This window comes from Streptomyces sp. SID9727 (assembly GCF_010550605.1).
GTDB lineage: Bacteria > Actinomycetota > Actinomycetes > Streptomycetales > Streptomycetaceae > Streptomyces.
Genome location: NZ_JAAGNI010000041.1, coordinates 1 through 13,376, shown reverse-complemented (window position 1 = coordinate 13,376; position 13,376 = coordinate 1). Strand labels below are relative to the sequence as shown.

At 72.9% G+C, this 13,376-nt stretch carries 15 protein-coding genes; 4 read left to right on the top strand and 11 right to left on the bottom strand.

The genetic code is table 11. The features are described from left to right. Window positions 1-97 precede the first annotated feature (97 nt). The gene (lysS, locus tag G3I41_RS02355; RefSeq protein WP_164398626.1) at window positions 98-1,858 is read left to right on the top strand and encodes a lysine--tRNA ligase; all 1,761 of its coding nucleotides are present in this window, start codon (window positions 98-100) and stop codon (window positions 1,856-1,858) included. Window positions 1,859-1,918: 60 nt separating this feature from the next. Here lysS and G3I41_RS02350 read toward each other — a convergent pair whose 3' ends face one another. The 3 genes from G3I41_RS02350 to G3I41_RS02340 all read right to left on the bottom strand — a co-directional run bounded on the left by G3I41_RS02350 (window position 1,919) and on the right by G3I41_RS02340 (window position 5,250). Next, window positions 1,919-3,247, bottom strand: a complete 1,329-nt coding sequence (locus G3I41_RS02350; protein ID WP_164398643.1) for a DUF2637 domain-containing protein — start codon at window positions 3,245-3,247, stop codon at window positions 1,919-1,921. 126 nt (window positions 3,248-3,373) lie between these two features. Further along, entirely contained in the window at window positions 3,374-4,201 is an 828-nt protein-coding gene (locus G3I41_RS02345) for a DUF3558 domain-containing protein (protein WP_164398625.1), read from the bottom strand. Between the two features lie 179 nt (window positions 4,202-4,380). Beyond that, on the bottom strand, window positions 4,381-5,250 hold the full coding sequence (locus G3I41_RS02340) for a DUF3558 domain-containing protein (protein WP_164398624.1): 870 nt from the start codon (window positions 5,248-5,250) through the stop codon (window positions 4,381-4,383). Window positions 5,251-5,421: 171 nt separating this feature from the next. Between G3I41_RS02340 and G3I41_RS02335 the strand changes: the two genes are divergently transcribed. Then, window positions 5,422-6,615 (top strand): RtcB family protein, encoded by a 1,194-nt coding sequence (locus tag G3I41_RS02335; protein WP_164398623.1) that lies wholly within the window; start codon window positions 5,422-5,424, stop codon window positions 6,613-6,615. A 33-nt stretch (window positions 6,616-6,648) separates the two neighbouring features. On the opposite strand, the gene G3I41_RS02330 is transcribed toward G3I41_RS02335, so the two are convergent. Both G3I41_RS02330 and G3I41_RS02325 read right to left on the bottom strand, forming a co-directional pair. Then, a complete protein-coding gene (locus tag G3I41_RS02330; protein ID WP_164398622.1) occupies window positions 6,649-7,407 on the bottom strand; it encodes an SDR family NAD(P)-dependent oxidoreductase in 759 nt (252 codons plus the stop codon). A 69-nt stretch (window positions 7,408-7,476) separates the two neighbouring features. Further along, window positions 7,477-7,812, bottom strand: coding sequence for a YnfA family protein (locus tag G3I41_RS02325; RefSeq protein WP_164398621.1), 336 nt, complete (start codon window positions 7,810-7,812; stop codon window positions 7,477-7,479). A gap of 63 nt (window positions 7,813-7,875) precedes the next feature. Here G3I41_RS02325 and G3I41_RS02320 point away from each other — a divergent pair, with 63 nt between their 5' ends. Further along, entirely contained in the window at window positions 7,876-8,358 is a 483-nt protein-coding gene (locus tag G3I41_RS02320; protein WP_164398620.1) for a MarR family transcriptional regulator, read from the top strand. A gap of 11 nt (window positions 8,359-8,369) precedes the next feature. Here the strand turns inward: G3I41_RS02320 and G3I41_RS02315 are convergent, their stop codons facing one another. From G3I41_RS02315 to G3I41_RS02295, 6 genes are all read right to left on the bottom strand, one after another. Further along, window positions 8,370-9,104: a Mut7-C RNAse domain-containing protein gene (locus G3I41_RS02315; RefSeq protein WP_164398619.1), complete on the bottom strand. Its 735-nt coding sequence runs from the start codon at window positions 9,102-9,104 to the stop codon at window positions 8,370-8,372. 42 nt (window positions 9,105-9,146) lie between these two features. Continuing rightward, complete coding sequence (locus tag G3I41_RS02310) at window positions 9,147-9,986, bottom strand: NAD(P)H-binding protein (RefSeq protein ID WP_164398618.1); 840 nt, start codon at window positions 9,984-9,986, stop codon at window positions 9,147-9,149. Between the two features lie 138 nt (window positions 9,987-10,124). Continuing rightward, window positions 10,125-10,664, bottom strand: a complete 540-nt coding sequence (locus G3I41_RS02305) for a GNAT family N-acetyltransferase (RefSeq protein WP_164398617.1) — start codon at window positions 10,662-10,664, stop codon at window positions 10,125-10,127. Window positions 10,665-10,712: 48 nt separating this feature from the next. After that, window positions 10,713-11,606, bottom strand: a complete 894-nt coding sequence (locus G3I41_RS02300) for a helix-turn-helix domain-containing protein (RefSeq protein WP_164398616.1) — start codon at window positions 11,604-11,606, stop codon at window positions 10,713-10,715. A gap of 11 nt (window positions 11,607-11,617) precedes the next feature. Beyond that, a complete protein-coding gene (locus tag G3I41_RS36285; protein ID WP_203600046.1) occupies window positions 11,618-11,776 on the bottom strand; it encodes a hypothetical protein in 159 nt (52 codons plus the stop codon). Window positions 11,777-11,927: 151 nt separating this feature from the next. Continuing rightward, complete coding sequence (locus G3I41_RS02295) at window positions 11,928-12,302, bottom strand: MerR family transcriptional regulator (protein WP_164398615.1); 375 nt, start codon at window positions 12,300-12,302, stop codon at window positions 11,928-11,930. A 68-nt stretch (window positions 12,303-12,370) separates the two neighbouring features. Between G3I41_RS02295 and G3I41_RS02290 the strand changes: the two genes are divergently transcribed. Then, window positions 12,371-13,376 (top strand): MFS transporter (locus G3I41_RS02290; RefSeq protein WP_164398614.1); only part of this gene is annotated, 1,006 nt, incomplete at its 3' end.

Here is a 13,376-nt window from a genome sequence, read left to right as displayed (position 1 = left end):
GGTCCAGTATCCCACGGGGTGCAAAGCCGTTTTCGTACTGCGGCCCGCACCTGGGAGAATGGTCGGTGCCCCTACGAGTCCTACACGAGAGAAGGACGTGCCGACCGTGGCTCAGAGTCAGAGCAGCACCGAGACCGACTGGGTCTCCCGCTTCGCGGACGAGGTCATCGCCGAATCGGAGCGTCGTGCGCCTGGCAAACCGGTCGTCGTCGCCTCCGGCCTCTCCCCGTCGGGCCCCATCCACCTGGGCAACCTCCGCGAGGTCATGACCCCGCACCTGGTCGCCGACGAGATCCGCCGCCGCGGGTACACCGTGCGCCACCTGATCTCCTGGGACGACTACGACCGCTACCGCAAGGTGCCGAACGGCGTCCCCGGCATCGACGAGTCCTGGGCCGAGCACATCGGCAAGCCGCTGACCTCGGTGCCCGCCCCGGCCGGGTCCGCGTACCCGAACTGGGCCGAGCACTTCAAGGCCGCCATGACCGCCGCCCTGGACGAGCTGGGCGTCGAGTACGACCCCATCAGCCAGACGGAGCAGTACCTCGCGGGCACGTACCGCGAGCAGATCCTGCACGCCATGCGCCACCGCGCGGACATCGACGCCATCCTCGACCGCTACCGCACCAAGAAGGACCCCGCGGCGGCCGGCAAGGGAGGCAGGAAGCCGCAGCAGAAGAAGGTGGACGAGGCCGAGCTGGAGGCCGAGGCCGGTTCCGGCGCGGCCGGCGAGGACGACGGCAGCGGCGGCTCCGCCGGCTACTTCCCGTACAAGCCCTACTGCGGCAACTGCGAGAAGGACCTCACCACCGTCACCTCGTACGACGACGGCACCACCGAGCTGAACTACACCTGCACCGCCTGCGGCTTCGCCGAGACCGTCCGGCTCAGCGAGTTCAACCGCGGCAAGCTGGTCTGGAAGGTCGACTGGCCCATGCGCTGGGCCTACGAGGGTGTGATCTTCGAGCCCAGCGGCGTCGACCACTCCTCGCCCGGCTCCTCGTTCGTCGTCGGCGGCCAGATCGTTCGCGAGGTCTTCGACGGCGTCCAGCCCATCGGGCCCATGTACGCCTTCGTCGGGATCTCCGGCATGGCCAAGATGTCCTCCTCCAAGGGCGGCGTGCCCACCCCCGCCGACGCCCTGAAGATCATGGAGGCCCCGCTGCTGCGCTGGCTCTACGCCCGCCGCAAGCCCAACCAGTCCTTCAAGATCGCCTTCGACCAGGAGATCCAGCGGCTCTACGACGAGTGGGACTCGCTGGCCCGCAAGGTCGCCGACGGCACGGTCCTCCCGGCCGACGCCGCCGCGTACGGCCGCGCGGTCGGCACGGCCGCCGGCGCGCTCCCGAGCACGCCGCGCCCGCTGCCGTACCGCACGCTCGCCTCGGTCGCCGACATCACCGCCGGCGCCGAGGACCAGACGCTGCGCATCCTCAGCGAGCTGGACCCGGCGAACCCGCTGACCTCGCTCGACGAGGCCCGCCCGCGCCTCGACCGTGCCGAGAGCTGGATCACCACCCAGGTCCCGGCCGAGGCCCGCACCATCGTGCGCGACGAGCCGGACAAGGAGCTGCTCGGCTCGCTGGACGACGAGGGCCGCGAGTCGCTGCGCCTGCTCCTGGAGGGCCTGGACACGCACTGGTCCCTGGACGGCCTGACCACGCTGGTCTACGGCGTGCCGAAGGTCCTCGCGGGCCTGGAGCCCGACGCCAAGCCGACGCCCGAGCTGAAGACCGCCCAGCGGTCCTTCTTCGCCCTGCTCTACCGGCTGCTCGTCAGCCGCGACACGGGACCGCGCCTGCCCACGCTGCTGCTCGCGGTGGGGGCGGACCGGGTACGCCGGCTGCTGGGGGCGTAGCCGCGCATGCGTCGAGGGGCCGTCTCCCGGGTGGGAGGCGGCCCCTCGCGCGTCGCCGGGTCACGCGATGTGGTCGGCTTCCAGCTCCGCGTGGAAGCGCCGCTTGAACTCCGGCATCAGCTGCCGGATCAGGGCCTCGCCGCGCGGGTGGCGGACGTTGTGCCCGTCCGACAGGTGTATGTCGAGCACCGGGACGCTCGGGTAGTCGTTGTTCTCGGCGATGAACGCGGAGAACACCTCGTACGCGATCTCCGCGAACTCCTCGTCCTCCCGCGTCCACTGCTGCGCGGGCTCCTGGACGGGCTCCGGCAGGGGTTCCGGTACGGGGATCCGCTCGGGCTGCCCGCCGGGGACCGTGTTCCCGACCGTGCCCACGTTGCCCAGCGGGCGGGTGCGGCCCGGGCCCGTGGGGACCTGGTGCGGGACCGGGCCGTCGACCTCGAAGTCCGGGTCGTAGGCGCCCTCGTACACCTTGGCGGTCGCCTGCTTCGGGAACCAGGGGTTGTCGTTCTCGTCGACGGCGGGCTGCGCGGGGGCCTGCTGCGGCGTCTCCGGGGCCGCCGTCTGCGGCAGCTCCGGGGCCGCCGTCTGCGGCAGCTCCGGGTGCTGCTGGGCCGTCTCCACGGCGGGGGCGGCGGGGGCGGCGGGCACCGGTTCAGGCATCGGCTCCGGGGCCGGTCCGGGGGCCGGGGCCGGGGGCAGGAGGGCCGGTTCGATGCCGGCGGCGGCGAGGCCGGCCGGGCCGGTCTCGGCGAGCGGGACGCCGTACTTCGCGAGGCGCAGCGGCATCAGGGACTCGACGGGCGCCCTGCGCCGCCACGCGCGCCCGTAGCGGGCCTGGAGGCGGGCCTGGTAGATGAGCCGGTCCTGCTCCAGCTTGATGACCTGCTCGTAGCTGCGGAGCTCCCACAGCTTCATCCGGCGCCAGAGCCGGAAGGTGGGGATGGGCGAGAGCAGCCACCGGGTGAGGCGGACGCCCTCCATGTGCTTGTCGGCCGTGATGTCCGCGATCCGGCCCACGGCGTGGCGGGCGGCCTCGACGGCGACGACGAAGAGGACGGGGATGACCGCGTGCATGCCGACGCCGAGCGGGTCGGGCCAGGCGGCGGCGCCGTTGAACGCGATCGTCGCGGCCGTCAGCAGCCACGCCGTCTGACGCAGCAGTGGGAACGGGATGCGCAGCCAGGTGAGCAGCAGGTCCAGGGCCAGCAGGACGCAGATGCCCGCGTCGATGCCGATCGGGAAGACCAGCGAGAAGTCGCCGAACCCCTTGCTCAGGGCCAGCTCGCGCACCGCCGCGTACGAACCGGCGAAGCCGATCGCAGCGATCAGCACCGCGCCGGCCACGACCAGACCGATCAGCACCCGGTGCGTGCGCGTCAGCTGCATCGCAGCCACCCCCCATCCCCTCCCTGTTCCCTTGTCCTCGTCGCCGGTGGCTTGTTCCGGCGCGCACAGCCTGGCACATGTGTGCGAGAGGTGTCGCGGGGGGAGGGGCCGGGGCGGCTCCGGGCGTCAGTCCGAGGACTTCGACGCGGTCGGCGAACTGGGCTTCCCGGACGGCTTCTTGGAGGAGTCGTCGGACGCCTTGTCAGTCGCCTTGCCGGTCGCCTTCGGACTTTCGGCGCCACCGGCGTTCGCGTCGGCGACGGCCGCGACCGCGTCCTTCGCGGCCATCGAGGCGCCCTTCAGGACGGACTCGGCGGTCGGCGTCTTCGCACCGGCGTAACCCGCGCCGTTGTAGTTGACGACCACGACGACGTTCCCCGTACGGGCGACGATCGTCGTGAACCGGAAGTCCTCGTCCGTCTTGGACTGGTCGTACGTGATCTTCGTCGCCTGGTCGCCGATGCCGGTGACGGACCCGGTCGCGACGTTCTTCGCGCCGTCGGTCGCCTCGCTCTTCCTGACCTGCTTGTCGAACTCCTCGCCGGCCCGGGCGGCCCCGCTGCCCAGGGTCTGGTCGGACGCGAAGCGGGTGAAGCCGACGTCCAGCCAGCGGTACTGGGAGCCCTTGACGCCCTTGTCGGCCAGCCCGTTCCAGGAGCAGCCGGCGCGGACGGACGCGTCGCTGGACTTGCTGCGGGTGCCGTTCTTGCTCTTGGCCGAGGGGACCAGGGACTTGACGGTCTTCGCCTCGACCGCCTTGCAGGGGTCGGGCAGTTCGGCGAACTTCGCCGCCTCGACGGCCGGTTCCGACTTCGTGGCCCGCGGCGACGCGGAGGCGGAGGATTCCGCGTCCTTCTTGTCGCCGGAGTCCGACGAGCAGCCGGCGACGACGAGCATCACCGGGACGGCGGCGCAGGCGAGTATGCGGGTGAGTCGCGGGGCTGTTCGGTGCATGGTTCCTTCACTCGGATGGCGCGGCGGTCGGGGGACGGTGGTGCGGCGGTAACCGTGCGGAGACAGGCCGCGGCGATCGGCCGCCGGTGGCTCCGGAGGGCCACGGTACGACGGACGGCGACCGGATGCCGCCTTCGCCGGGGGGTGCGGGGAGCGGTACGGAAGCGGCCCGGGCGGCGTCAGCCGGTGAACGAATCGACCAGGTGACGGGCCAGTGCCTGGGCCTTCTCCTGGAGTTCCTTGCTGTCGGGGACCTCGGTGGACATGGCCGGCTGGGCGGTGTACTCGACGGTCACGATGACGTTGGATGTGCGGAACACCACGCTCACGGTGCGGTGGCGGGTGGGGGAGCCGGCCCGGCTGAGCGCGTCGTCCAGGAACGCGCTGTCGCCCAGCTTGTCCAGCAGCCGGGGCTGGAGGCTGTCGGCGGGGCTGCCGGAGGTGCCGTCGGTGCCGCCGTCGCCGGTCGCGTCCTTGTCGTCGGTGCCGTCCGAGCCCGCTGCGCCTTCCTCGCCGTCCGCGCCGTCCGTGCTGTCCGCGCTCTCCGTGCCCTTCGTGGCCGAGCCCGGGTCGCCGGAGCCGGACGAGGAGGCGTCGGGGCTCTCGGGCGGCAGGGCGGTGTCGGGCAGGTCGGCGGCGCTCTCCTTCTTCGCGTACACCTCGCGGGCGCGGTCGTCGTCGCTCACCGCAGGGTCGTAGGAGACGACGCGCTCGAAGTCCAGGTGGATGCCGCGGGTGCCCTCGGGGACGTCGGACTTCCAGCGGCAGCCGATCCGCCGGTCGGTGTCGTACGTGACCGTGGGGGAGCCCTCGAACACCTTGTCCTGCTGGGCCTCCGGCATGTCGGCGGTGCCGGGCAGGAGGTCCTTGAGGGTGGCGCGCGGGATGGCGCGGCAGGCGTCGGGGAGGGTGCGGTACTTGCCCGGGGGCGCGGAGGAGACGGTCAGGGTGCCCGGCTTGCTGTCGGGTGGGGAATCGCCGCTTCCGGAGTCGCTGGTGCAGCCGGCGGCGAGCGCTGCGATGAGCACGGCGCCGGTCGCGTACGCCATTCGTCGCACGGTCCTGGGCTCCCTTCGTGCGAAAAACGGTTGCCGCCCGATGGCGGCCGGTGGACACAATGTGTATCGCACGCGCCGCTGTGAACGCCGGTCGGACCGACTTTTCGCCGATCTTGGCGCCGGTTTTGCGCTTTCAGACTTTTCCGGGGGAATCGAGGGGTTATGTCGTATGTAGAGGTACCGGGTGCGAAGGTCCCCATCCGGATGTGGACCGACCCGGCGTCGGTCGAGGACGTGGCGATGCAGCAGCTGCGCAACGTCGCCACGCTGCCCTGGATCAAGGGCCTGGCCGTCATGCCCGACGTCCACTTCGGCAAGGGCGCCACGGTCGGCTCGGTGATCGCGATGCACGGCGCGGTCTGCCCGGCGGCGGTGGGCGTGGACATCGGCTGCGGCATGTCCGCGGTGAAGACCTCGCTGACCGCGAACGACCTCCCCGGCGACCTGTCCGGCCTCCGCTCGAAGATCGAGCAGGCCATCCCGGTCGGCCGCGGGATGCACGACGACCCGGTCGACCCGTCCGGCCTGTACGGCCTGGCGGCCGGGGGCTGGGACGACTTCTGGGGACGGTTCGACGGGGTGGCCGAAGCGGTGAAATTCCGTCAGGAACGTGCCACAAAGCAGATGGGAACGCTCGGAAGTGGAAACCACTTCATCGAGTTCTGCCTCGATGAGTCGGGTTCCGTCTGGCTGATGCTGCACTCCGGCTCGCGGAACATCGGCAAGGAACTCGCCGACTTCCACATCGGCCGGGCGCAGGGGCTCCCGCACAACCAGGGCCTGGTCGACCGTGAACTCGCGGTCTTCCTCGCGGACACCGAGCCGATGCGCGAGTACCGCAACGACCTGTTCTGGGCGCAGGAGTACGCGAAGCACAACCGCGCGGTCATGATGGCGCTGTTCCAGAACGTCGTCCGCAAGGAGTTCAAGAAGGCCAAGGTCACCTTCGAACCGGTCATCTCCTGTCACCACAACTACGTGGCGGAGGAGCGGTACGACGGGATGGACCTGCTGGTCACCCGCAAGGGCGCGATCCGGGCCGGTTCCGGCGACTACGGGATCATCCCGGGCTCCATGGGCACCGGCTCGTACATCGTGAAGGGCCTCGGCAACGAGAAGTCCTTCAACTCGGCCTCGCACGGGGCGGGCCGCAAGATGAGCCGGAACGCCGCGAAGAAGCGGTTCTCCACGAAGGACCTGGCGGACCAGACGCGGGGCGTCGAGTGCCGCAAGGACTCCGGGGTCGTCGACGAGATTCCGGGCGCCTACAAGCCGATCGAGAAGGTCATCGACCAGCAGCGCGACCTGGTCGAGGTCGTCGCCAAGCTGAAGCAGGTCATCTGCGTGAAGGGCTGAGGCCGGAGCCGGGCCGCCCCGGCCCCGCTGCCCTCAGGCCGTGCGGTGCACCTTCGAGTTGGACGCCTGGGCCCGGGGGCGGACCACCAGGAGGTCGATGTTGACGTGGCTGGGGCGGGTGACCGCCCAGTTGATCGTGTCGGCCACGTCGTCGGCGGTCAGGGGGGCGTCCACGCCCGCGTAGACCTTGGCGGCCTTGTCCGTGTCGCCGCGGAAGCGGGTGGTGGCGAACTCCTCGGTCTTCACCATGCCCGGGGCGACCTCGATGACGCGGACCGGGGTGCCGACGATCTCCAGGCGCAGGGTCTCGGCCAGGACGTGTTCGCCGTGCTTGGCGGCCACGTAGCCGCCGCCGCCCTCGTAGGTGGAGAGGCCGGCCGTCGAGGAGAGGATGACCACCGTGCCGTCGCCGCTCGCGGTGAGGGCCGGCAGGAGGGCCTGGGTCACGTTGAGCGTGCCGATGACGTTCGTCTCGTACATCTGCCGCCAGTCCTGCGGGTCGCCCGTGGCGACCGGGTCGGCGCCCAGCGCGCCGCCCGCGTTGTTCACCAGGACCGCCAGGGAGCGGAAGGCGGTGGCGAACTCGTCCACCGCCGTGCGGTCGGTGACGTCCAGCGCGTAGGCCGTCGCCTGGTGGCCGGCCTCGGTGATCTCGGCGGCCAGGGCCTCGATGCGGTCCTTGCGGCGGGCGGTGAGTACGACGCGGTAGCCGGAGGCCGCCAGCTGCCGGGCGGTCGCGGCGCCGATGCCGCTGCTCGCTCCGGTGACGACGGCGATGGGGGTTGCGGCCATGGTCGGGCTCTCCTCGGACGGGTGAACGGTACGGTCGAACGGGGCCAGGATAGGCCGGTCGGGCCGGGGTCAGTGGTCGCGGGGGGCGTACATGATCACGGCCATCCCGGCCAGGCAGACCAGCGCGCCGGTCACGTCCCAGCGGTCCGGCCGGTAGCCGTCGGCGGCCATGCCCCAGGCGATGGAGCCCGCCACGAAGACCCCGCCGTACGCGGCGAGCACCCGCCCGAACTCGCCGTCCGGCTGGAGCGTCGCCACGAAGCCGTACGTGCCCAGCGCGATGATCCCCGCGCCGATCCAGGCCCACCCCCGGTGCTCGCGCACGCCCTGCCAGACGAGCCAGGCGCCGCCGATCTCGAAGAGCGCGGCGAGGACGAACAGGGCGGTGGAGCGGAGCACGGACATGGGAGCAGGGTGTCACGGCCGCGCGGGCCCGTGCGGTGACCTGGGACTTCGTACACTCTCCGCATGCCGCCGAAGCAGTCCCCCCGCCGCAGCGCCCTGCTGGCCGAGATGTCCGTCGTGTCGCGGCGTTACATGGCCGCGTACGCGCTGTTCAACCAGGCCGTCGCCGACCGGCTGGGGCTGCACCCGACCGACCTCCAGTGCCTGAACCTGCTCAGCCTGGAGGCGGCGCCCGTCACCACCGGCCGCGTCGCGGAGCTGACCGGGCTCACCACCGGCTCGGCGACCCGGCTGGTGGACCGGCTCGTGCGGGCCGGTTACGTGACCCGGGCCCGGGACACCGCGGACCGGCGGCGGGTGCTCGTGGCGACCGTGCCCGAGCGCATGGCGGAGTTCGGCGCGGTGTGGAAGCGGCTGAACGGCGGCTGGGACGCGCTGTTCGACGCGTACGACGACGACCAGGTCGCCCTGCTCCTCGGCCATATGCGGCGGACGGTGGAGCTGAGCGCGGCGCAGATCGCGCGGCTGCGGGAGGGCGAGGCCTGAGGCTCCCCGCCTCAGCGCGCCACCGGGCCGAAGTCGCGGACCGCTTCCGCGACGATCGCCTCCAGCCGGGCGTGGTGCGCGCCCCGCCAGTAGACCCGCCCGCACTCCACGCACTGCGCGAAGACGTCGTACGTCCGGCGCGTCCCGTGTTCCAGGTGCGGCCCGACGGTCTCCTTGTCGGCCGCGGTCAGCGGGCCGTTGCAGGCGGTGCACCGGGTCCACGGGGCGAGCGCCGGGGCGAACCGCTCCAGGACGTCGCGCAGCTGCTCGTCCGGCCGGTCGCTGTAGATGTACGCCCCGGCCCACAGCTCGCGGCGGTGCAGCAGCCCCCGGTCCCGGGAGAGCAGGACGCGCCGCTCCTTCGCGGAGAGCGCGGCCAGGGCCGGGTCGCCGATGTCCTCGCTCTCGTAGGCGGCGTCGACGCCGAGCAGCCGGAGCCGGCGGGCGAGGGTCCCGAGGTGGACGTCGAGCAGGAAGCGCAGGGGCGCCCCCGGCACCTGCTGCGGGCGGGACACCGGGCGGACCTCGACCAGCTCCCCGGCGGCCGGGATGTGCGAGGCGGGGGCCGGGCGGCCGTCCACGAGGAGTTCGCCGGCCTCGGTGAGCGGGATGCCCAGGGACTCGACGACATGGCCGAGCGTGGACGAGCCGTCGGTGATCACCGGCGTCCGCCCCTGCCGGCGCCCGTGGGCCACGAAGAGCCTGAGCTCGGGGGCGACTTCGAGGTGGATCTCCGGTCCGTTCACCCGGTCAGGATGCCATCGGGGGTCCCGCGATGCCCGTGGATTTCAGGGCCGGAACGCGGCGGCGTGCTCGGCGGCCCAGGTGGCGAAGGTGCGGGCCGGGTGGCCGGTCAGCTTCTCCACCCCGTCGGCCACCTCGGCGGGCGTGCCGTCGGTGGCCGCCCAGTAGGCGAGCAGCCCGTCGGCGACCTCGGCCGGCATGAAGGACGCCATGGCCTCCTTCCAGGCGTCCGGGGTCACCTCGTTGACGGCGGCCGGGGTGCCGGAGGCGTCGGCCAGGATGCGGACCTGCTCGGCGGCACTGAGGGATTCGGGGCCGGTGAGGTGGTACGCGGCGCCCTGGAGGGCCGGGTCGGTGAGCGCGGCGAGGGCGGCCTCGGCGATGTCCGTCTCGTGGATGGGGCTGCCCTCGCTGCGGGGGTAGGGCAGGTCGACGGGGCGCCCGGAGCGGAAGGACCCCGCCCAGCCGTAGGCGTTGGTGGCGAAGGCGCCGGGGCGCAGCAGGGTGGTGGTGAGCGGTGAGGCGAGCAGCGCCCGCTCCACCGCGTGGTGCGCGGCGGCGATCGGGTTGGCCGTCGGGTCGGGGGCCAGGACCGAGCTGGAGGACAGCAGCACGATGTGGCGTACTCCGGCGGCCCGGGCGGCGGTGAGGAAGGCGTCGACGTGCGCGGCTTCCGCGTACAGGAAGACGGAGTCGACGCCTTCCAGGGCGGCGGGGAAGGTGCCGGGGTCGCCGAGGTCGCAGGTCACGGCGGGGACGCCGGGCGGCGGGGTCAGCTCGGCGGCGTTGCGCGAGGCGGCGCGGACGGGGTGGCCGCCCTGGTGCAGGAGGGCGGTGAGCGCGGTGCCGACGCGGCCGCGGCAGCCGGTGACGAGCGTGAGCATGGGTCTCCTCGGCGTGGTTGAATGCGTCGCGCATATGTTGTGCGACGCAGATAAATATCCAGGAGGCGTCAGCCACCGTCAAACGGGATAACCGGGCCGCCCCCGCCGAGGGGGATGGCGCCGAACGGGATCACCGCCTCAGCCGGCCGCGCGCAGGTCCAGCCGCCAGTCGTTGGTGAGGAGCGGATGGCCCGGCGGGTACTCGATCTCGCACTCGCCGAGCAGCGTGAAGCCCACCGTGCGGCAGACGCCGTTCGACGGGCCGTTCTCCACGGACGGATAGGCGTGCAGATAGCGGTGCTTGCGGGCGGCGCGCGCCGCGTCGGCCACCGCGCGCGTCGCGGCCGAGGCGATGCCCCGGCCCTGGAACTCCGGCAGGACCGTCCAACCCGTCTCGTACACCTCCTGGTCCCGCCAGGGCCGCTCCCAGAAGCCGATGGTGCCCACGGCCTCCGCCCCGCCGGTCAGGGCGACGCGGAACATCCGGCCCCGGCCCGTCCGGTCGGCGCTGAGCGCGACGTAACGGGCATGGCGCGCCATCAGCTGCTCCTCCGACTCGGGTCCGCCCAGATGGGCCATCAGCTCCGGTGCGTTGGCCCGGCGGAGCAGGTCCAGATCGTCTTCGGACCAGGGCTCGATGCGTACGGAGGATGACGCGGCGCGCTGCACAGAGGTCATGCCCGCACTGTAGGGCGCGGCACCGGCAACGGGCCGTCCAAAGGGCTCTCAGTGGGTGCCCAGGGCCGTGGGCGGCACGCCGACCGTCGCCGTGAAGTCCCGGACCAGGTGCGCCTGGTCGCTGTAGCCGAGGTCGGCGGCGAGGGCCGCCCAGTCCACGTCCGGCTCCGTGCCGGCGCGTTCCAGCGCCTCGTGGATGCGGTAGCGGAGGATGACCCACTTGGGGCCGACCCCCACGTACGCGGCGAACAGGCGTTGCAGGGAGCGGGCCGACACCCCCTCGGCGCGGGCGAGCCCGTCCACGCGCAGGACCGTGCGGTCGGTGCGCACCAGGTCCACCAGGTCCATCGCGAGATCGGCGCGCGGGTCCGGCTCGGGGCCGAGCGCCAGCAGATACGCGTCGAGCGCGGCGACCCGGTCGTCCTCGGCCACCGGGTCCAGTACGGCGGCGGGCGGCGCCGGTGGCCCTGGTGGTGCGGGCGGCGCCGGTGGCCCTGGTGGTGCGGGTGGTGCCGGTGGCGCTGGTGGTGCCGGGGGCGCGAACACGTCGGCCGCCGGGAGCCGCCGGCCCGTCCACCGCGAGACGGGCGCTCCGGGCGCGAACGGCCGGAAGCCGCCCGGCCGGAACTGCACCCCGCAGACCCGTCCGCGCCCCTCCAGCTTCTGCGTGAACAGCTCCAGGCCGATGCCCGCGACCTCGGCGTACCCCGCGTCCTCGTCGCCGCAGCCCGCGTACCGCTCGAAGACGAGGTTGACGCTCGGGTGCGGGACGAGATGCGAGGCGTACGGCTGGGCGAGGTCCCAGTCGATCAGCCAGTAGTGCTCCAGGTAGCGCCGCAGCGCGGGCGCGGGCTCGCGGCGCCGGAACTGTACGTGGGCGAACAGCTCGGGCGCGCCGACGATGCCCCGGGTGTCGCGCCGGGGGCCGTGGTGACCGGCCACGACGGCAGATCCTACGAGCGCTCCCGGTCCTCGGCCAGTCGCGCGGCCTGCTGGGTGTACGGGGAGGGCGGCGCGGGATGCCTGCGCCGCCACCAGGTGCGCGCCACTGTGCAGAGGCCGCTGGCGAGCAGCAGCGCGGGGATGGACAGGGTCAGGAGTGTGTCGCCCATGGCAGCCTCCTTCGGGAGGGCGGTGCCTCCTGCATCGGCAGGCCGGACGGGGCGACTGGAGATCATTCTTCGGCCATTCAATGGCCGGTTATGACTGGCCTACAGGTGTCCTTCGAGCACATGAGCGCAGGTGGGGGCGTTGCCGGCGGCCTCAGGGTGTCGGCGCGCGGCACTGTTCGACCTCGGCCAGGTACTCGTTCATCGCGTCGCGGTTGCGGACGAGAACGTCGATCCGTTCGCTCAGCCGGTCCCGTTCGCTGGTCAGCAGGGCCAGCATCTCCGGTGTGGCGTCCGGGAAATGGATCGAGCGGGGCTTGTCCAGGCAGGGGAGGATCTGCTTGATGACGCGCGTGGGGAGCCCCGCTTCCAGCAGGCCGCGGATCTGGTTGACCCGGTCCACGTAACGCTCGTCGTACTCGCGGTATCCGTTCGGACCCCGGTCCGGGACGATCAGCCCCTGCTCCTCGTAGTAGCGCAGCAGACGGCGGGACGCGCCCGTGCGGTGGGACAGTTCACCGATCCTCATCTCGCCGAAACTACCCGGCACCTGACGGCTTGACCATCACACCGATGTGAACGTTTCAGGATGCCGTCATGACCATCACGCCTTCCGAGGCCCGGCCTCGTACGCGGCCGGGCGGCCTGCCCTGGCCGGCGCTCCTCGCCCTGTCGACCGCCGTCTTCATCACCAGCCTGACCGAGACCCTGCCCGCCGGTGTGCTGCCCGGGATGGCGGACTCCCTGGACGTCGGCCCGGGCGCCGCCGGCCAGTCCGTCACCGTCTACGCGGCCGGTACCGCCCTGACCGCGATCCCGCTCGCCCGGGCGACGGCGTCCGTCCCGCGCAAGCCCCTGCTGCTCGGCGCCATGGCCGTCTTCCTGCTGGCCAACACGCTCACCGCCGCCGCGCCGGGGTACGCCGTCCTGCTCGCCGCCCGTTTCCCCGCGGGGGTCGCCGCCGGCCTGGCGTGGGCAATCCTCGCCGGGTACGCCCGGCGCGTCGCCCCCGCCGGATCGGAGGGGCGCGCCATCGCCGTCGCGATGACCGGTATCCCCGTGGCGCTGTCCCTGGGCGTCCCCGCCGGCACCCTGATCGGCGAACAGGTGGGCTGGAGGGCCGCGTTCGGCGCCGTCTCGCTGGCCACCCTCGCCGTCCTCGGCTGGATCGGCGCGTCCGTCCCGGCGGTGGGGCGGCCCGCCGAGGAGGCCGATGGGGTCCGGCCCGGCCTGCGCCGGACCCTGGCGGTGCCCGGGGTCGCGGCGGTCATGACGACGGTGGCGCTCTTCGTCCTCGGGCACACGGTCGTCTACGCGTACGTCGCCCCCTACCTCCGGCACGCGGGGCTCGGGCCGCGGACCGACGCGGTTCTCCTGGCCTTCGGGGCCGCGTCCCTGCTGAGCATCTGGGGTGTCGGGCGCCGTGTCGACCGCCGCCCGCGCGCCCTCATGGTGACGGGCGCGGCCCTGTTCACCCTTGCCACCGCGGCCCTCGCCGTCACCGGGGCGCACCCGGTCGTCTGGGCCGCCGCCGTCGTGTGGGGCCTGGGATGGGGCGGCGCGCCGACCCTGCTGCAGACCGCGGCCGGGCGGGCCGCCGGCC